The following is a 19002-nucleotide window of genomic DNA, read 5'->3' as shown; positions in this document are numbered from 1 at the left end:
GACGCCACCATGCACGACGAACTGCTTTCGCTCCGCAATCTCGGCAAGACCTCGGTGCAATGGCTGCACGCATCGGGCATACACACCGCGGCGGATCTACGCCGTCTGGGCGCGGTGAGCTCATATCGCGCAGTGAAGTCTCGGGGCTTCGGCGCCTCGAAGGTGCTGCTGTATGCCATCGAAGGCGCACTACGCGACGTGCCCTGGCAGCAATTGCCAGCGCCGCTGAAAGAAGAGCTCAATCGAAATCTAGGCACCAATCCCGACAACTAGAGCTAGCTCACAACCTCTGCTCGACGAGATTTACTCAGAACCTTGCCCGAGCCTATTGTGCGCCGACGTGACCCTGCCAATCGTCTGCCCGTTCGTTCAAGGATTACCGACATGTATTTACTCGGGGAGCAACCGGCGTACGCCGATCGCCTGATCAACCGCCTGCAAACAATCCCCTGCCAATTGCTGGAAGGCCTGCAGCCATCGGGGCCAAATATTGAACTCAAACACACCGACAACCTGTGCGCCGAGCTTCCTGCGCAGCAGCTGTTCATCATCGAGAGCGGCCTGCTGCATGCGCTGATCGACGATAAGGCGCTGTTCTATCTACAGGAAGGCGACCTCGTCGGGCTGCGTCAGTCTGGCGACCTGCCGGACTGCCGCTATTGCAGCGATGAGCCCGTCAGCCTGATCCCCTACTCGCGCAATGCAGTGTTTCAGCATATACACGCAGACGAGCATCGCCAGGAGCTGTTCACTCAGTACCTGATCGGGCATACGGCCCTACTCGGCGACGCCCTAGCGCGCCTAAAGCAACCGGAGATACGCCCGGCTACTGGCTTCAAGCACTTCGCCGTTGGTGAAGAGCTGATTCACCAAGGAGACGAGGCGGACAATGTGTTCATCATCATCGAAGGCCATGCCGAGGCCGTAGTCGATGGACAGAAGGTGGGCGACGTACAAAAAGACGAGATCTTTGGCGCAATGGCAGTCTTCACCCGCGAGCGACGCAGCGCAACAGTGGTTGCCAGCGAACCCTGTACGGTCATGGTCATTCCCAAGGAGCAGTTTCTCGGTCTGACCCAAAGCAATCCGCGCATTGCTCATAGCCTTATTGAGAGCATGGCTCGGCGCATCGACTTACTAAATAAAGAAGTCACTCACCTGCGAGTCAATGTCGCCGTTTGAGGCGAACAAGGCGTTTTTGCAGTGCAAAAATATTTTCACGAAAGACTGTTGACGCAGAAATGAGAATTGTTATTATTATCGCAACTGATCGCGAGGTCAGCCGATAGCTGAAGGCTCAGGCAGTCGATCCTTCAGGTTATCTCCTCATCAGGCTAATCACGGTTTTGACCCGGCTCTGCCGGGTCTTTTTTTGCCTGCAGAAAACTCGACGTGCCTACTTGACCTGTTTGCGCAGCTGTTCACAGTGATCCTGCTCCGGTTGCGCGGCGGTGTACCAGACGTAATCGGCCTGCGCCGCAGATACCGTCTCGCCCACCTCGGCAAGCATCAGCACACCTACCCGCTCCCCTGACAGATCCGCGATATGCAGCGGCACACCCAGATCACGTCGCACGTGGAACGCACCAGCCAGCAGCATGGAGGGCTTCGGCGCGGCGAGCATGCGCTCGGCCATGCGCCGATCTCGCTGCTGCTGCACCGCCAGCATTGCAGGCAACTGGGATGCTGGCAGCATGCCGCAGTGCGAGATCTCGATCTGCGCGAGCAACGCATCACTTACCTCAGAGGTTGCGGACGCGCGCCCCTGCAATGGTGGAGCGGATCGATAGATCGACATAATTTCGTCACGCCCGAGGTTGGCATGCAGCAGTGGATAGGGTCGCGCCAACGCATAACTGACCAGCGACCCATACAAGCCCCAGTCCCACCCCTTCTGCCAACCCAGCGCCTGCGCAAGATCGGGCGGCTCGCGGCGCTCACGCAATTCTCGGCGCGCCGTATCGACTCGCACTTGCTGGTCAGGCTCCAGCATTTCCAGCAATAGACTGCCCTGCGGACGCTTGCCCTCCAGCGCTCGCAGTAGCCAGAGTTGCAGTGCGTGATGGTCTGGGTTGTCATGCCGCTCGCCGACCAGTAGGCCTTCATACGCCTGGAGCTGAGCCACCAGCTGCGCAGGGGTAAGTACGACGTCGCGACGCAGATCGATGATCAGGCCGAGGTCGGAATGTTCGCGCCCCTCGGGACTTTGCCACTCGGGCAGGGGTGGCAGCGAATGGCACCCCGCCAGCAATCCAAATACCAGCAATACGATAAAGCGCACGACAAATCTCCTTAACGGGCGATGATCAGCGGATGACCGAGTTCAGGATGTCGCTGCACCAGCACATCCAGACCGAATACGGCTCGCACAGGCTCGGCTTGCATCACTTCATCAGGCGAACCGGCTGCAATCGGCCGGCCGTCCTTAAGCAGCAATAGGCGATCACAGTAGCGCGCTGCCAAATTCAGATCATGCAGGATTACCAGGGCGGCTCCGCCTTGCTCGGCAAAGCCTCTTACGGCCTGGAGAATGCTGTGCTGATGTGCAGGGTCGAGCATTGACGTGGGCTCATCCAGCAGTAGCGCCTGCCCTGCCCCGCCCGGCCATAACTGCGCCAGCACACGAGCGAGATGCACACGCTGGCGCTCACCGCCGGACAGCTTGAGATAACTGCGCGTGGCAAGGTGCTGCACGTCAGCAGCGATGAGTGCGGCTGAGACTATGGCAGCATCGGCCTCGCGCCCACTGCGATGGGGCAGGCGGCCCATGGCGACCACATCCACTACGCGAAACCCGAAGTTCAGCGTCGAGCTTTGCGGCAGCACGGCCAAACAACGCGCTCGCTCCACGTCCGGCCAATCGCCAAGCGCTCGTCCGTGCAGCACGACGCGCCCCACGGACGGCCTGACGTCGCCGGACAACGCCGCAAGCAACGTGCTCTTGCCGGCACCATTCGGGCCGAGCACGCCGAAAACCTGCCCTGGCCGCAGCTCGAGCGAAACGCTCTGCAGCGCCGTTAACGCGCCACGTTGCACCGTCAGATCAGTGCCAACCAGCATCAAACGCGCTCCCGCAGCAGCAGATAAAGGAAGAACGGCGCACCGAGCAGGGCCGTAACGATACCGATCGGCAGCTCGGCCGGCGCTATCACCAGCCGAGCGGCGACATCGGCAAGCAGCAACAAACTGGCGCCGGCGAGTGCCGAGGCCGGTAACAGCAGCCGGTGATCGGGTCCTACCAGCAAGCGCATCAGGTGCGGAACAACCAACCCGACAAAGCCGATCAGCCCCGCAGCGGCGACAGCAGCGCCGACGCCCAGCGCCGTACAGATCACCAGCTCACGCTTGACTCGTTCGACGTCGAAGCCCAGATGGCGCGCTTCGGACTCGCCCAGCAACAATGCATTTAGCGCCTTCGCCCGCCGCGGTAGCCACAGCGCAACAGCGACGGTGATCAGCAGCAATGGCCAGAGCCGCGCATAGCTGGCGCCGCTCAGGCTGCCAAGATTCCAGAAGGTCAGCGAGCGCAGCGTTCGGTCGTCGGCCAGGTAGGTGAACAATCCGACGACTGCGCCGGCCAGTGCCGTCAGGGCGATGCCTGCCAATAGCATCGTGGCCACGTGAGTCTGACCGTTGCGCCGGCCCAGACGGTAGACCAGTAGTGTCACGACCAGGCCGCCAACGAAAGCGAACACGGATAGCACGTAAGGCTCCCAACCCGGCACCAACGCCGGGACAAACGTGCTGCCGACGATAGCGATGGCCGCACCGAGTGCCGCGCCGCTGGAGACCCCAACCAGCCCAGGATCTGCCAGCGGGTTGCGGAACAGACCCTGCATCGCCACGCCGCAGAGCGCCAGCACCGCACCGACTGCACAGCCCAGCAACGTACGCGGAAGGCGGATCTGCGCCAGAATCAGCTCCGCCTGCTCGAGTCCCGCCGGCTCGATCGGTACACCAACCAAGCGAAGTGCCGCGGCCAGGCTATCGCCGAGCGCCAGACTCATCGGCCCCAGCGCCAGCGACAGCCAGATCGCGACCAGCAGTAATAAGCCGAGAATGAAGAACAGAAAGCGCGCGGGAATCGGACTACCCATCGGATTGCGTTGCCAAGCGATATGAGCGGCGAAGAATAAGAGCACGCTGCTGGGGCCGCCAGCCCGGCGAAGATTATCAGGCTGCACATCATCGAATGCTGCGGGATAATCCTGGCTCATGGCGGAGAACACGATGATCAGATTGTGCGCAACATCCGAGTTGCTCGAAGGACAAAGCCGCGGCTTCACCGTCGGCGAATTGAAAGTGATCGCCGTTCGCCGAGAGGGCCGGTCATATCTGTACGAAAACCGCTGCCCGCATCGTGGCGTAGCGCTGGAATGGCTTGCCGATCAGTTCCTCGATGACAGCGGCAGCCTGCTGCAATGCGCCACCCACGGCGCGCTCTTTCTCATCGAATCCGGCGAGTGCGTGGCCGGCCCCTGCGCAGGCCAAACGTTGCGTCAGCTCCGTGGAATCGAAAAAGACGACAGCATCTGGTTGCAAACTGATCGGCAGAGCGACAGTTGAGCGCGGGCGCCGGACGCCGGCCGCGGTTATCATGCCGGCACAGCTTTACCGTGAGATCGCCATGCTTCGCCTCCTGAGCCTGCTGCTCCTGCTATTCGTGCTCCCCGCCAACGCCGGCCTGTTCTACAACAAGCCCAGCGCCACCTTCGGCAGTGCGCTGAACAACAGCGGTGACTTCCTGCCGGTGCGCGAGGCGTTCAGACTCAGCCTTGTCGATACAAAGCCCGAGCAGATCACCCTGCGCTTCGTCGCAGCAGAGGGCTACTACCTCTATCGGCACCGTTTTGCGTTCCAGACCGACGAGCCGGGCGTAGAAATCGGCGAGGCGCAACTGCCCGGCGGAGTTGCCAAGGTCGACGACTATTTCGGCGAGATCGAGGCCTATTACGGCATCCTCGACATCGAAATCCCCATAACCAACCCTGACAATCGCCCCTTCGTCCTTCAGGTTTCCTACCAGGGCTGTGCCGACAAAGGCCTGTGTTACCCGCCGGAAACCGAATCGCTTTCCATTGGTGACGGAGCCACACCAAACACTGCAGAGGGTAGCGAAACAGGTAGCCGCGATCTTTCCTGGCGCTCCATCGCACTGTTCTTTCTCGCCGGCCTGGGCCTGACCTTCACGCCTTGCGTGCTGCCGATGCTGCCAATCCTCACCGGGGTGGTTTTGCGCGACCAGCCCGGAGGCATGCGCAGCTTCCTGCTATCGCTGACCTATGTACTGCCGATGGCCGGCGGCTTCGCCCTGCTGGGCGCATTGATGGGGGTGTTCGGCGCGGAGCTCAATCTGCAAGCTCGCCTGCAGTCACCGTGGATTCTTGTGCCCTTCTCGCTATTCTTCGTCGTCTTCGCGCTGGCCATGTTTGGGCTGTTCGAACTACGCCTACCCCAGGCCCTGAGCAGTCGACTAGATCGCCTCGCAGGCAATGCACGGGGCGGTTCATTCACCGGCGCAGCATTGCTCGGCGCAGTATCCAGCCTGCTGGTATCGCCCTGCGTTTCCGCGCCACTGGCCGGCGCATTGCTGTATATCAGCGCCAGCGGTGATGCGCTGGGCGGCGGTTTGAAGCTTTTCGCGTTGGGCCTGGGGATGGGTGCGCCACTGGTGCTGTTCGCCACCGGGGGTGGCGCGCTGCTGCCCAAAAGCGGGCCATGGATGGTCACCGTGCGCAACGTCTTCGGTGTGCTTCTGCTCGCCGTCGCCGTCTGGATGCTTGAGCGTGTCGTGCCCGGCCCGGTCGCGCTGGCCCTGTGGGGACTGCTCGCAGCAGGCAGCGCCGTCTTTCTCGGCACCCTGGAACTCACCAGCAAGACGCCACGGCAAAAGCTCGCACAACTGCTGGGGCTGGTGTTGCTGGTCTATGCACTAGCCGCCTGGGTGGGCGCGCTACAGGGCGGCTCCGACCCGCTTCGGCCACTACCGAACGCCACTGCTGGCGCATCGCCGAACAGCATCGCCAGCGAGGGCTGGCACACCATTTCCACGCCGGCCGAACTCGATTCACAGCTGGCCGCAGCCCGCGCCGCCGGCCAACCACTCATGCTCGATTGGTATGCAGACTGGTGCATCAGCTGCAAGGTCATCGAGCGTGAAGTCTTCGCCAATCCTCAGGTCGCACCTCGCCTTGCAGACTATCGTCTAATCCGCTTCGACATCACCGAAAGCAATGCAGCCCAGCGCAGCCTGCTAGACCGCTACAAGCTCTTCGGCCCACCAGCCATTCTGTTCTTTGATCGCAATGGCAAGGAGCTGAGCGACGTACGTGTAGTCGGCGAAATAGACGCCTCCGGTTTCGTCGATCGACTGGATCGCGCAGCACCATCGCTATAACTCGCGAACAGTGATTTCCCTATATCGCCTCCGATAAGCCAAGCAATTGCTGGCTGACCGAATGATTGCGGCAATCTTCAGACATAATGCGGGCATTTCCCGCGATCGCGACATGACTGGACAGTCAGCCCTTGCTTGGGGCATAGTTTTTCCCTTCCCGCGAACCGGTCCGCACTCGCCGGCTCAGCGCACCCAGAAAAACAAGGAATACCGATGGCCACGTTTCTGGTCCTCCACGGCCCGAATCTGAATCTGCTCGGCACCCGCGAGCCAGGCGTCTACGGCGCGGTGACGCTGGCACAGATCAACCATGATCTGGAGCAGCGCGCCCGTGAAAACGGACACCACCTGCTGCACCTGCAATCCAATGCCGAGTACGAACTGATCGAACGCATCCATGCCGCTCGCAGCGAAGGCGTCGACTTCATTCTGATCAATCCCGCGGCATTCACGCATACCAGCGTCGCATTACGTGACGCGTTGCTGGCCGTGAGCATCCCATTCATCGAAGTGCACCTGTCCAACGTGCACAAGCGTGAACCTTTCCGCCATCACTCCTACTTTTCCGATGTCGCGGTAGGGGTGATCTGCGGCCTTGGCGCCAGCGGCTACCGACTGGCCTTGGAGGCCGCCCTGGAACAACTCGCTGCTTCCTGATGGATTCGCACTGGCCGAATCTTGAAGAAGCGAGCAGCAATGCCCTTTGAACTTACTTGGGAGTCAATGCTTCATGGATATTCGCAAAGTCAAAAAGCTGATCGAACTGCTGGAAGAGTCCGGTATCGACGAACTGGAAATCCACGAGGGTGAAGAGTCGGTACGCATCAGCCGCCACAGCAAGCAAGTAGCGATGCAGCAGCCGATCTACGCACAGGCACCGGCCGCGCCAGCGCCCGCACCTGTCGCAGCTGCCGCTCCGGCGGCCGACGCTGCTCCGGCCGCTCCCAAACTGAATGGCACCGTGGTTCGCTCGCCGATGGTTGGCACCTTCTACCGCGCCTCTTCGCCAGAGTCCAAGTCCTTCGTCGACGTTGGCCAGAGCGTGAAGAAAGGCGACATCCTCTGCATCGTAGAAGCCATGAAGATGATGAATCACATCGAGGCCGAAACCAGCGGCACCATCGAATCCATCCTGGTGGAGAATGGTCAGCCGGTCGAATACGACCAGCCGCTGTTCACCATCGTTTGAACCGCGGAGAGCCAGCGATGTTGGAAAAAGTACTGATCGCCAACCGCGGCGAGATCGCCCTTCGAGTTCTGCGCGCATGCAAGGAACTGGGCATCAAGACCGTGGCGGTGCACTCCACTGCCGACCGTGACCTGATGCACGTGTCGCTGGCCGACGAGTCCGTCTGCATCGGCCCGGCCGCCTCTGCACAGTCGTACCTGAGCATACCGGCGCTGATTGCTGCCGCCGAAGTGACGGGTGCCGACGGCATCCATCCCGGCTACGGCTTCCTCGCCGAGAACGCCGACTTCGCCGAACAGGTGGAGAAATCCGGCTTTACCTTCATCGGCCCAACCGCCGACGTTATCCGCCTGATGGGTGACAAGGTCTCCGCCAAGGACGCCATGAAGCAAGCCGGCGTACCGACCGTACCGGGTTCCGACGGCCCACTGCCGGAAGACGAAAAGGAAGCGCTGCGGATCGCTCGCGAAGTGGGCTATCCGGTGATCATCAAGGCCGCCGGTGGCGGCGGTGGTCGCGGCATGCGTGTGGTGCACAAGGAGGAGGACCTGATTGACTCCGCCAAGCTGACCCGTAACGAAGCCGGCGCAGCCTTTGGCAACCCGATGGTTTACCTCGAGAAGTTCCTGACCAATCCACGCCACGTGGAAATCCAGGTGCTCGCCGACGGCCAGGGTAACGCCATCCATCTGGGCGATCGCGACTGCTCGCTACAGCGTCGCCACCAGAAGGTGATCGAGGAAGCCCCAGCCCCGCTGATCGACGAAGAAGCCCGCCGCAAGGTTCAGGCCCGCTGCATCAAGGCCTGTATCGATATCGGCTACCGTGGTGCTGGCACTTTCGAGTTCCTCTACGAAGACGGCAACTTCTACTTCATCGAGATGAACACTCGGGTTCAGGTGGAGCATCCGGTTACCGAAATGGTCACTGGCATCGACATCGTCAAGGAAATGCTGCTGATCGGCGGCGGCCAGAAGCTCTCGATCAAGCAGGAGGACGTGGTCATCCGCGGCCATGCCATCGAGTGCCGCATCAACGCCGAAGATCCGCGCACCTTCATGCCCAGCCCGGGCAAAGTGAAGCACTTCCATGCGCCAGGCGGCAATGGCATACGCGTCGACTCGCACCTGTACGACGGCTATACCGTGCCGCCGCACTACGATTCACTGATCGGCAAGCTGATCACCTTCGGTGCCAGTCGCGATGAAGCGATGGGTCGCATGCGCAATGCGCTGGACGAGCTGATCGTAGATGGCATCAAAACCAACGCCCCGCTGCACCGCGATCTGGTGCGCGACGCTGGCTTCTGCGCAGGTGGCGTCAACATCCATTACCTGGAGAAGAAGCTGGGTATGGACAAGCACTGAGCCCAGGCTCGCTGCTGCACACAGAGGCTGCCTTCGGGCGGCCTCTGTCGTTTTTGATACCGCAGGCAGATCAGTTCGTCTGACAGTAGCGGCACTATGGACTTGTGGCCTTCGCCTGCGCTGGCCGCGAATCGGCCCCTCCAGTAAGCTTGCCAGCTTTTCCCGCGACCCCACGAGAGGCCTCCATGTCCTGGCTGCAGATCCGACTCGCCATCACCCCCGATCAGGCCGAACCGCTGGAAGACCAGCTGCTGGACCTGGGCGCAGTCTCAGTGACATTTATGGACGCCGAAGATCAGCCAATCTTCGAGCCGGACCTCAACACCACGCCGCTGTGGTCGCATACCCACCTGCTGGCCCTGTTCGAAGCCGATACCGACCCGGACGCCCTGCTCGCCCACCTCCAGCTGCTACGCGGCGGCGAAGTGCCCGAGCATCAAGTCGAGGTCATCGAAGATCAAGATTGGGAACGCAGCTGGATGGACAACTTCCAGCCGATGCGCTTCGGCCGCCGGCTGTGGATCGTCCCCAGCTGGCACGCTGCGCCCGAGCCCGATGCGGTCAACCTGTTGCTGGACCCCGGCCTGGCGTTCGGCACCGGAACCCACCCCACCACAGCACTGTGCCTCGAGTGGCTGGACGCTCAGCCTCTGCATGGCCAGTCTCTACTGGATTTCGGCTGTGGCTCGGGAATACTCGCCATCGCAGGCCTGCTGCTGGGCGCCGAGCATGCTGTCGGCACCGACATCGATACTCAGGCCCTGGATGCCTCACGCGACAATGCCGAGCGCAACGGCATCCCCCAGGAGCGCTTCGCCCTATATCTACCGGAGCAGCTGCCCGAGCAGCCAGCCGATGTGGTGGTCGCCAATATCCTTGCAGGCCCCTTGGTCTCGCTCGCGCCACGCATCACTTCTCTGGTCAAGCCCGGCGGCCACCTGGCACTGTCCGGCATCCTCGCCGAACAGGCCGACGAGGTCCGCGCAGCGTACAACCACGCGTTCGAGCTCGACCCAACTGCCGATAAAGACGGCTGGGTACGTATCAGTGGCGTGCGTCGTACCTGAAAGTCGCCATGCGACTTCGCCCGCACACTTGCGACCAGCCGCGGTGGCCCACTGCCGCTCCGCGACTGGCTTGCGCTAGACTAGCCGGCATCTTCGCGCGGAAAAACGCATGACCAGCTTCATCACTCAGTGCCCCAACTGCAGCACCCGCTTTCGCATTGGCCGCAGCCAGCTTCGCGCAGCTCAAGGAGCGGTGCGCTGCGGCGCCTGTCTTGAAGTGTTCAACGCAGCCCATCACTTGCTGCGTGACGAACTGGATCCGACGCAACCACTGACTGCGCCCACCCCTGCCAAGGCTGATGCGGAGCAGACGCAAGTCGCCATGGCACCGACGCATGGCGCACTAACGCCACGTAAAGCCGATGAAACGCTGTGGATCCATGATGACTTGGATCTGGACAGCCTCGATCTTGACGAAGAGCTGGCCAAGTTAGAGCGGCAGGAGCGCGAGCTATCCCGTGACCTGGCGGGACTAAAGACAGCCGACAACGCAGCGACCGAAGCCAAGTCCGATGCAGCTACCGCGCACGACGAAAGTTGGGCCGAAATCCTGCTGCACGCCGAGCAGGGCACTGCGGACACACCGACCCCGCGCGACGAAGCCGTCAGCTTCACCCCGATAGCGGCCGACGCACCGCAACCCCCGTCCCCGCTGATGGTCGACACGACACCGTTGTCTGCCGCCAAGGCGCAGCAGGCTGGCAGCGAGCGCATCGAACCCGACATCACGCCAGCCGATACCGAAACTGCTTCCGCCTCCGAGGGCACTAGCGCGCCCCGCCAGGAACCAGACCTGCGTGGCGATCCGCTGTTCGAGCTCGACGATGAGCCCTTACAACTCGACTGGCAAGAGCGCAAGAAACCCTGGGGCCGCTGGTTCGGCTGGGGCGCCTTGAACCTCCTGGCCTTGGGGGCACTCGGCGCTCAATACGTCGCCTACAACTACGAAGAACTGTCGAGGCAGCACCAATACCGCCCCTGGTTTGAGCGAATCTGCCCGACGCTCGGCTGCGAGTTGCCCGCGCTGGTCGATATCGGCCAGATCAAGAGCAGCAACCTGGTCGTACGCAGCCACCCCGAATTCACCGGCGCTCTGGTGGTTGACGCGATTCTCTACAACCGCGCAGCCTTCGCGCAGCCCTTCCCGCTGCTGGAAATCCGCTTCGCCGACCTGAACGGCAAGCTGCTGGCAAGCCGCAGTTTCAAACCGAGCGAATACCTCTCCGGAGAGCTCGCAGGACAGACGCAGATGCCCCCCCAAGTGCCCATCCATATCGCTCTGGACATACTCGACCCAGGCGCGAAAGCGGTTAACTACAGCCTGAGCTTCCATTCGCCCGAATAGCGGCACTCGGATTTTCTCGACCGTGTTCGGGCATGGCGCTCACGCCCTCGACGAGCACCGCGTCCAAACTCCCGGCGATAAGGCGACCACTGTTCAGAATTTGTTCAAAACAGCCTTTAACCCGTCATGCGTAGCGGGTATTATGCCCACCCTTTTTTGCAGTCCCGATCTACCTAACAAGCAGGCCCCAAGCAGGGAATCTTCATGTCAGCGGTACGTATCGGCCCTTACACCTTGATGAATCAACTGATCCTTGCGCCCATGGCTGGCGTGACCGATCAGCCGTTCCGCCAGTTGTGCCGCCGCTTCGGCGCGGCCCTGGTGGTTTCGGAAATGCTCACCAGCGATGTACGCCTGTGGAACAGCCGTAAATCGCGCCTGCGCATGCCTCATGCGGACGAGCCCGAGCCCCGTTCCGTGCAGATCGCCGGTGGCGACCCGCAGATGCTCGCCGATGCGGCGCAGCGCAATGTGGAGCTGGGCGCACAGATCATCGATATCAACATGGGCTGCCCGGCAAAGAAGGTCTGTAACAAGGCAGCAGGCTCGGCATTGATGCGCGATGAGCGCTTGGTGGCTGAAATCCTCGAAGCTGTGGTTGGCGCCGTAGACGTTCCGGTGACCTTGAAGATCCGCACCGGCTGGGACCGGCAGAACAAGAACGGCCTGACTGTCGCGCGTATTGCCGAACAGTCGGGCATTGCGGCACTTGCCGTGCACGGGCGCACCCGAGCCGACCTGTATACCGGTGATGCCGAGTACGACACCGTAGCTGCGATCAAGCAGGCCGTATCCATTCCGGTATTCGCCAACGGCGATATCGACTCGCCGCACAAGGCGGCCCAGGTGCTGAAGGCAACCGGGGCGGATGGCTTGCTGATCGGACGTGCGGCGCAGGGTCGCCCTTGGATCTTTCGCGAGGTGGCGCATTATCTGCGCACCGGCGAACTGCTGGCGGCGCCGGCGCTGGAAGAAATCGAAGACACCCTGCTCGAACACGTGCAGGCGCTGCATGAATTCTATGGCGAGGTGATGGGAGTCCGCATCGCCCGCAAACACGTAGGTTGGTATCTCGCAACACTGCCGGGCGCTCGGGACTTCCGTGCCCGTTTCAATCATCTGGAAGACAGGGATGCACAGGGCTTCAGCATTCGGCAATTCTTTGCCGAACAACGCTCAGGGCCTGGCTCGGTGGATGGAACAGAGGTGGCCGCATGACGCTGTTGAATGAAACATTGGTAAGTGGAACAACATCCGTGAGTGACAACGTGAACCTCAAGCAGCACCTGAACACGCCGAGCGAAGCAGGGCAGACACTGCGAGGCAGCGTCGAGAAAGCGCTGCACAACTATTTCGCCCGCCTCGAAGGTGCCGACGTCACGGACGTTTACAACCTCGTACTCTCCGAAGTGGAAGCGCCGCTGCTGGAAACCGTGATGCACTACGTCAAGGGTAACCAGACAAAGGCTTCCGAGCTGCTGGGCCTTAACCGCGGCACCCTGCGCAAGAAACTCAAACAGTACGACCTGCTCTGACGCGACAGCTGGCAGGCGCGGCTGTCCGCACCTGCCAGTTGTGCGGACTCAAGCCTGTAGCCTCTAGGAAACGTCAATGACCGACCAAACCACCCGCCTCCCCGTGCGCCGCGCGCTGATCAGCGTGTCCGACAAGACCGGCGTCGTCGACTTCGCCCGCGAGCTCGAAGCCCTCGGTGTTGAGATCCTCTCCACCGGCGGTACCTTCAAGCTGCTGCGTGACAACGGTATCGCTGCCGTCGAAGTGGCCGATTACACGGGTTTCCCGGAGATGATGGACGGACGGGTGAAGACCCTGCATCCGAAGATCCACGGCGGCATCCTTGGTCGTCGTGACCTGGACGGCGCGGTGATGGCCGAGCATGGCATTGCCCCGATCGATCTGGTGGCGGTCAACCTCTATCCGTTCGCCGCCACGGTGGCCAAGCCCGGATGCACCCTGCCGGACGCCATCGAGAACATCGACATCGGCGGCCCGACCATGGTCCGCAGCGCGGCGAAGAACCACAAGGACGTCGCCATCGTGGTCAATGCCGAGGACTACGCGGCAGTGGTCGACAACCTGAAGAACGGCGGGCTGACCTACGCCCAGCGCTTCGACCTGGCGCTCAAGGCGTTCGAGCACACCGCCGGCTACGACGGCATGATCGCCAACTACCTGGGCGGCATCGACCAGAGCACCGAGCAGCTCAGCACCGAAAATCGCAGCCTGTTTCCGCGCACCTACAACATGCAGTTCATCAAGGCGCAGGACATGCGCTACGGCGAGAACCCGCATCAGCAAGCCGCCTTCTATGTCGAGAAGCCCGACGAAGCTTGCGTCGCCACCGCCACGCAACTGCAGGGCAAGGAGCTGTCGTTCAACAACGTGGCCGACACCGACGCTGCGTTGGAGTGCGTGAAGAGCTTTACCAAGCCGGCCTGCGTAATCGTCAAGCATGCCAACCCGTGCGGCGTGGCTGTGGTACCGGAAGATGAAGGCGGCATCCGCAAGGCCTATGACCTGGCCTACGCCACCGACAGCGAGTCGGCCTTTGGCGGCATCATCGCCTTCAACCGCGAGCTGGACGGCGAAACCGCCCAGGCCATCGTCGAGCGCCAGTTCGTCGAGGTGATCATCGCACCCAGGGTCTCTCAAGCCGCGCGCGACGTCGTCGCCAGCAAAGCCAACGTGCGCCTGCTCGAGTGCGGCGAGTGGCCGGCCGAGCGCAGCCCGGGCTGGGACTACAAGCGCGTCAACGGCGGCCTGCTGATCCAGAGCCGCGACATCGGCATGATCACCGAAGCAGACTTGAAGATCGTCACCCAGCGCGCGCCGACCGAGCAGGAAATCCATGACCTGATCTTCGCCTGGAAAGTGGCCAAGTTCGTCAAGTCCAACGCCATCGTCTACGCCAAGAACCGCCAGACAGTCGGCGTTGGTGCCGGCCAGATGAGCCGCGTCAACTCCGCGCGCATAGCCGCGATCAAGGCCGAGCACGCCGGCCTGCCGGTTCCCGGCGCGGTGATGGCCTCGGACGCCTTCTTCCCGTTCCGCGACGGCATCGACAACGCGGCCAAGGCCGGCATCACCGCGGTGATCCAGCCGGGCGGCTCGATGCGTGACAACGAAGTGATCGCAGCGGCTGACGAAGCCGGCATTGCCATGGTGTTTACCGGCATGCGCCACTTCCGGCACTAAAATCGGCCGCACTCGGACAGGCATCTGCGGCGTTGCCCGGCTCCTCCCCCATGCTCATTGCCAGAAGGCAACTCCGCTGGGTGAAGAATCGGGCGCCTTGCATCTACCAGCCCGATCGCGACCTCAGAATTCGTAGGGTGGATAACGCTTCGCTTATCCACCAAGCGGGCGACCGGCCCGCCTCCATTGGGAGAGAGAAATGAATGTACTGATCATCGGCAGCGGCGGCCGCGAGCACGCCCTGGCCTGGAAGGTTGCGCAGGATCCACGCGTTGCCAAGGTCTTCGTCGCCCCGGGCAACGCCGGCACCGCCACCGAAGCCAAGTGCGAGAACGTCGCCATCGACGTACTGGCCATCGAGCAACTGGCGGATTTCTCCGCTGCCAACGTACAACTGACCATCGTCGGCCCCGAGGCACCGCTGGTCAAAGGCGTGGTCGATCTGTTCCGTTCGCGCGGCCTGGACATCTTCGGACCGACCGCCGCCGCCGCCCAGCTGGAAGGCTCCAAGGCCTTCACCAAGGACTTCCTGGCGCGCCAGAACATCCCCACTGCCGACTACCAGAACTTCACCGAAGTCGAGCCGGCGCTGGCCTACCTGCGTGAAAAAGGCGCGCCGATCGTCATCAAGGCCGACGGCCTGGCCGCCGGCAAGGGCGTGATCGTCGCCATGACCCTGGCCGAAGCCGAGGAAGCGGTGCGCGACATGCTGTCCGGCAACGCCTTCGGCGACGCCGGCGCGCGCGTAGTCATTGAAGAATTCCTGGATGGCGAAGAGGCCAGCTTCATCGTCATGGTCGACGGCGAGAACGTGCTGCCGATGGCCACCAGCCAGGACCACAAGCGCGTCGGCGACGGCGACAGCGGCCCCAACACCGGCGGCATGGGCGCCTATTCGCCGGCTCCGGTGGTCACCGCCGATGTGCATAAGCGCGTGATGGACGAGGTGATCTACCCGACCGTGCGCGGCATGGCTGCCGAAGGCAATGTCTACACCGGCTTCCTCTACGCCGGCCTGATGATCGACAAGGCTGGCCAGCCGAAGGTCATCGAGTTCAATTGCCGCTTCGGCGACCCGGAAACCCAGCCGATCATGGTGCGCCTCGAATCCTCGCTGGTGCTGCTGGTCGAAGCCGCGCTGGCCAAGGCGCTGGACAAGGTCGAGGCGACCTGGGATCCGCGCCCGACCGTCGGCGTGGTGCTGGCCGCTGGCGGCTACCCGGGCGATTACGCCAAGGGCGATGTGATCGAAGGGCTGGACGATGCCGCTGCGCTGGATGGCAAGGTGTTTCATGCCGGTACCGCGCTGAACGACCAGGGCCAGGTCGTCACCGCCGGTGGCCGCGTGCTTTGCGCAACGGCCATCGGCCGCACCGTATCGGAGGCGCAACAACAGGCATACCGTCTGGCGGAAAAAATCCACTGGAATGGCTGTTTCTATCGCAAAGATATCGGCTATCGCGCCATCTCCCGGGAGCTGGGCGGCAGCTGAGCGTAGCCAGGCGCCAGGAATGCGTGCGGCGCCAAGTTTTATAGCTGCCGCACGCATTACAGGCCGACAAAGGCATGGCTATAATCGGCCGTCACACACATGAACGGACTTCTCAAGTGGGTCGGCTCCGGATTGCCATCGCTGTTTTCTTCGGCCTGCTGCTGATCAACCTGATCCCGCTTCCGGCCCTGGCGTCCATTACCCAGTCGACGCCCTCCCCAGCACTATCTGCTCCACCCAATTCCGTGCCACAGAACTGGCGCATGCTGATCGACCAGTCGGGAGGGCTTACGCTCGACGAGGTGGTTTCCCAGCGCGCACTGTTTCAGCGCCTGGACAAACTGTCATATAGCGCCCCGGAGAGTGACAAAGCCGTCTGGTTGCAAGTCAGCCTGCCGCCGCTGACCAAGCCGAAATGGCTATGGCTGTTCGCACCGCGTGTGCAGTATCTGGATTTCTATCTGCTACGCGACGGCCAACTGGAGCAACACACAGCGACCGGCGAGCTGCGCCCATTAAGCGCAAGGCCGCTGCCTAACCGGGCGTACTTGTTCAGCCTGCCGAACGATGGACAGCCACGCGAAGCCTATATCCGCCTGCAGTCCAGTCATCCGGTGATGACCTGGTTCAAAACCATCGACGATAGTGGCCTGGTCAGCCAAAGCAAGCCGGCCTATCTGTTCGGTGCACTGTTCGGCGCCCTGGCGTTGTTGATGGTCTACAACTTGCTGCGCTTTGCCTATACGCGCAGCTACACCCATATCTGGCTCAGCCTACTGCACGGCGCGCTGCTGACCTGCGCCATGGCCAACCTGGGAGTACTGGCGGTATGGCTGCCTGGGCTGACCTATAGCCAGCCGCTGATAGCCGACCTCTCGGCGCTGGCGGCAAGCAGCGCGCTGCTTGGCTACAGCCTGGGCTTTTTCCATCATCGCGGGCGCACTTGGATAACCTGGCTGCTCGGAATCGAGCTCAATCTGGTGCTTGCCCTGGCCGGCATCATCCTGCTCGGTAATTGGCTCTGGTACAGCTGGCTGATCTATTCGCTCACCTTAGCCGCCTCGTTCAGTGCGCTATTCGTGGCGCTCTACCACTGGCGACAGGGTTATCAGCCTGCGCGACTCGTGGTCGCCGGCCTGACGCTGTTCAACATGGGCATGGCCTTCTTCATGCCCATGCTGCTCGGGTTCGATCAGCTTGATCCCGGCTGGCTGACCGGCGGGCTATTCAGCCTGGCGACGTTTGGCGGCCTGCTGCTGAGCTTCGCGTTGCTTGAACGACAGCGCCAACTACAGTCAGACAGCCGCACCCAGTACACCGCCGCTGCAGTGACCAGCGCCGAGCTGAAAACCAAGGCCGACTTCCTTTCGAAAATCAGCCACGAGTTGCGCACGCCGATGAATGGCGTGCTGGGCATGAGCGAGTTACTGCTCGGGACTTCACTGTCGGCCAAACAGCGCGACTATGTTCAAACCATCCACAGCTCGGGCAACGAACTACTCAATCTGATCAATGAGATTCTCGACATTTCCAAACTGGAATCCGGCCAGATCGAACTGGATGACGTGCAGTTCGACTTCAACGCCCTGATCGAGGACTGTCTGAGTATCTTCCGCGCCAAGGCCGAGCAGCAAAAGGTCGAGTTGATCAGCTTCATCCAGCCGCAGCTGCCGCAGGTAGTGGTAGGCGATCCGACACGTCTGCGCCAAACCCTGCTGAATCTGCTGGAGAACGCCTTCAAACAGACTGACGAAGGCGAGGTTCTGCTCATCGCAGCGGTAGACGGACCACAAGACAGCCCGCGCCTGCGGATTACCGTGCAGGATAGCGGCCGCCCGCTCGAGGCATACGAGCGCGATGCGCTGCTCAACGCTGCGGTGGATAGCCATGACTTCCTGGCCGCTACGCGGCATGGCGGACGCCTTGGGCTGATCATCGCTCGCCAGCTTGTGCAGCTGATGGACGGCGACTTCGGGATTCAGACCGGCACCACCCAAGGCAACACGCTATGGATCAGCCTGCCGCTGGCCAGCGACGGACTGGCGCAAAGCAATGCCGATCTGGACGGACCACTGCAAGGTACGCGACTACTGATCGTCGATGACAACGACACCTGTCGCAAGGTGCTGGTCCAGCAATGCAGCGGGTGGGGACTGGAGGTCAGCGCGGTTGCGTCGGGCAAGGAGGCATTGGCCCTGTTGCGTACCAAGGCTCATCTAAAGGAATACTTCGATGTCGTGTTACTGGATCAGGACATGCCGGGGATGACCGGCATGCAGCTGGCCAGCAAGATCAAGGAAGACTCAAGCCTCAACCACGACATTCTGCTGATCATGCTTACCGGGATGAGCAGCGCACCGAGCAAGATCATCGCCCGCAATGCCGGCATCAAGCGCATCCTCGCCAAGCCGGTAGCGGGCTACACGCTAAGAACCACCCTGGCTGATGAGCTTGCCCAGCGCCAACAGGGCGGTCAGCATCGTCAGATGACACCACCGCCCTCGACGCTGCTCGACGTTCCTGCCGACTTCCGCATTCTGGTCGCCGAGGACAACAGCATCTCCACCAAGGTCATCCGCGGCATGTTGAACAAGCTCAACCTGCAACCGGATACCGCCTGCAACGGCGAAGAGGCCTTGGAAGCGATCAAGGCGCAGCCATACGACCTGGTCCTGATGGATTGCGAGATGCCCGTGCTCGACGGCTTCCAGGCCACCCACCAACTGCGTGAGTGGGAAGCCAACAATGCGCGACCGCGCACCCCCGTGGTTGCCCTGACCGCGCACATTCTCAGCGAGCACCGAGAACGTGCGCGGGAAGCGGGCATGGACGGCCACATGGCCAAGCCGGTCGAACTCTCGCATCTGCGCGAGCTGATCGACCACTGGGTCCGCGTCAAGCAGGCCGAGCACATCGACTGACCGCCCGC

17 protein-coding genes are annotated in these 19002 nt (G+C 62.0%); 14 read left to right on the top strand and 3 right to left on the bottom strand.

Annotated elements, in window-relative coordinates; all coding sequences use genetic code 11:
* Positions 1-9: 9 nt before the first annotated feature.
* A complete protein-coding gene (locus tag AAEZ08_RS19305) occupies positions 10-273 on the top strand; it encodes a TfoX/Sxy family protein (RefSeq protein WP_003279889.1) in 264 nt (87 codons plus the stop codon).
* A 111-nt stretch (positions 274-384) separates the two neighbouring features.
* Complete coding sequence (locus AAEZ08_RS19300; RefSeq protein ID WP_003279890.1) at positions 385-1182, top strand: Crp/Fnr family transcriptional regulator; 798 nt, start codon at positions 385-387, stop codon at positions 1180-1182.
* A gap of 214 nt (positions 1183-1396) precedes the next feature.
* On the opposite strand, the gene AAEZ08_RS19295 is transcribed toward AAEZ08_RS19300, so the two are convergent.
* From AAEZ08_RS19295 to AAEZ08_RS19285, 3 genes are read right to left on the bottom strand one after another with little or no spacing between them, the layout of a single operon-like run.
* Positions 1397-2281 carry a ChaN family lipoprotein gene (locus tag AAEZ08_RS19295; protein WP_500124941.1) on the bottom strand — a complete coding sequence of 295 codons (885 nt, stop codon included), beginning with the start codon at positions 2279-2281 and terminating at the stop codon, positions 1397-1399.
* Between the two features lie 11 nt (positions 2282-2292).
* Positions 2293-3060: a heme ABC transporter ATP-binding protein gene (locus tag AAEZ08_RS19290; protein ID WP_058065493.1), complete on the bottom strand. Its 768-nt coding sequence runs from the start codon at positions 3058-3060 to the stop codon at positions 2293-2295.
* Positions 3060-4043 carry a FecCD family ABC transporter permease gene (locus tag AAEZ08_RS19285; RefSeq protein WP_500124946.1) on the bottom strand — a complete coding sequence of 328 codons (984 nt, stop codon included), beginning with the start codon at positions 4041-4043 and terminating at the stop codon, positions 3060-3062. Before AAEZ08_RS19285 ends, AAEZ08_RS19290 begins: the two co-directional genes overlap by 1 nt.
* A 187-nt stretch (positions 4044-4230) precedes the next feature.
* Here AAEZ08_RS19285 and AAEZ08_RS19280 point away from each other — a divergent pair, with 187 nt between their 5' ends.
* The 12 genes from AAEZ08_RS19280 to AAEZ08_RS19225 all read left to right on the top strand — a co-directional run bounded on the left by AAEZ08_RS19280 (position 4231) and on the right by AAEZ08_RS19225 (position 18994).
* Entirely contained in the window at positions 4231-4566 is a 336-nt protein-coding gene (locus AAEZ08_RS19280; protein WP_500124940.1) for a Rieske (2Fe-2S) protein, read from the top strand.
* 31 nt (positions 4567-4597) lie between these two features.
* Positions 4598-6397 (top strand): protein-disulfide reductase DsbD, encoded by a 1800-nt coding sequence (locus AAEZ08_RS19275; RefSeq protein WP_500124939.1) that lies wholly within the window; start codon positions 4598-4600, stop codon positions 6395-6397.
* Positions 6398-6610: 213 nt separating this feature from the next.
* Entirely contained in the window at positions 6611-7054 is a 444-nt protein-coding gene (gene aroQ / locus AAEZ08_RS19270) for a type II 3-dehydroquinate dehydratase (RefSeq protein WP_003279899.1), read from the top strand.
* Between the two features lie 73 nt (positions 7055-7127).
* Positions 7128-7586, top strand: coding sequence for an acetyl-CoA carboxylase biotin carboxyl carrier protein (accB, locus tag AAEZ08_RS19265; RefSeq protein ID WP_003279900.1), 459 nt, complete (start codon positions 7128-7130; stop codon positions 7584-7586).
* A gap of 17 nt (positions 7587-7603) precedes the next feature.
* Entirely contained in the window at positions 7604-8953 is a 1350-nt protein-coding gene (accC, locus tag AAEZ08_RS19260; RefSeq protein ID WP_003279902.1) for an acetyl-CoA carboxylase biotin carboxylase subunit, read from the top strand.
* Between the two features lie 185 nt (positions 8954-9138).
* Positions 9139-10020: a 50S ribosomal protein L11 methyltransferase gene (gene prmA / locus AAEZ08_RS19255; RefSeq protein ID WP_003279904.1), complete on the top strand. Its 882-nt coding sequence runs from the start codon at positions 9139-9141 to the stop codon at positions 10018-10020.
* A gap of 109 nt (positions 10021-10129) precedes the next feature.
* Positions 10130-11365: a DUF3426 domain-containing protein gene (locus AAEZ08_RS19250; protein WP_003279905.1), complete on the top strand. Its 1236-nt coding sequence runs from the start codon at positions 10130-10132 to the stop codon at positions 11363-11365.
* A 204-nt stretch (positions 11366-11569) separates the two neighbouring features.
* Positions 11570-12583, top strand: a complete 1014-nt coding sequence (gene dusB, locus AAEZ08_RS19245) for a tRNA dihydrouridine synthase DusB (RefSeq protein WP_003279907.1) — start codon at positions 11570-11572, stop codon at positions 12581-12583.
* Complete coding sequence (gene fis, locus AAEZ08_RS19240) at positions 12580-12900, top strand: DNA-binding transcriptional regulator Fis (RefSeq protein ID WP_003279911.1); 321 nt, start codon at positions 12580-12582, stop codon at positions 12898-12900. The genes dusB and fis overlap by 4 nt, the downstream gene beginning before the upstream one ends.
* A gap of 76 nt (positions 12901-12976) precedes the next feature.
* The gene (gene purH, locus AAEZ08_RS19235) at positions 12977-14581 is read left to right on the top strand and encodes a bifunctional phosphoribosylaminoimidazolecarboxamide formyltransferase/IMP cyclohydrolase (protein ID WP_003279912.1); all 1605 of its coding nucleotides are present in this window, start codon (positions 12977-12979) and stop codon (positions 14579-14581) included.
* A 199-nt stretch (positions 14582-14780) separates the two neighbouring features.
* Positions 14781-16073, top strand: coding sequence for a phosphoribosylamine--glycine ligase (gene purD / locus AAEZ08_RS19230; RefSeq protein ID WP_500124938.1), 1293 nt, complete (start codon positions 14781-14783; stop codon positions 16071-16073).
* A gap of 116 nt (positions 16074-16189) precedes the next feature.
* Positions 16190-18994: a hybrid sensor histidine kinase/response regulator gene (locus AAEZ08_RS19225; protein ID WP_500124937.1), complete on the top strand. Its 2805-nt coding sequence runs from the start codon at positions 16190-16192 to the stop codon at positions 18992-18994.
* Positions 18995-19002: the final 8 nt, after the last annotated feature.

It is taken from the genome of Pseudomonas sp. E45-MNA-CIBAN-0222, assembly GCF_040310405.1.
In the GTDB taxonomy this organism is placed as follows: domain Bacteria; phylum Pseudomonadota; class Gammaproteobacteria; order Pseudomonadales; family Pseudomonadaceae; genus Stutzerimonas; species Stutzerimonas stutzeri_AC.
This window is presented reverse-complemented; position numbering and strand designations above follow the sequence as displayed.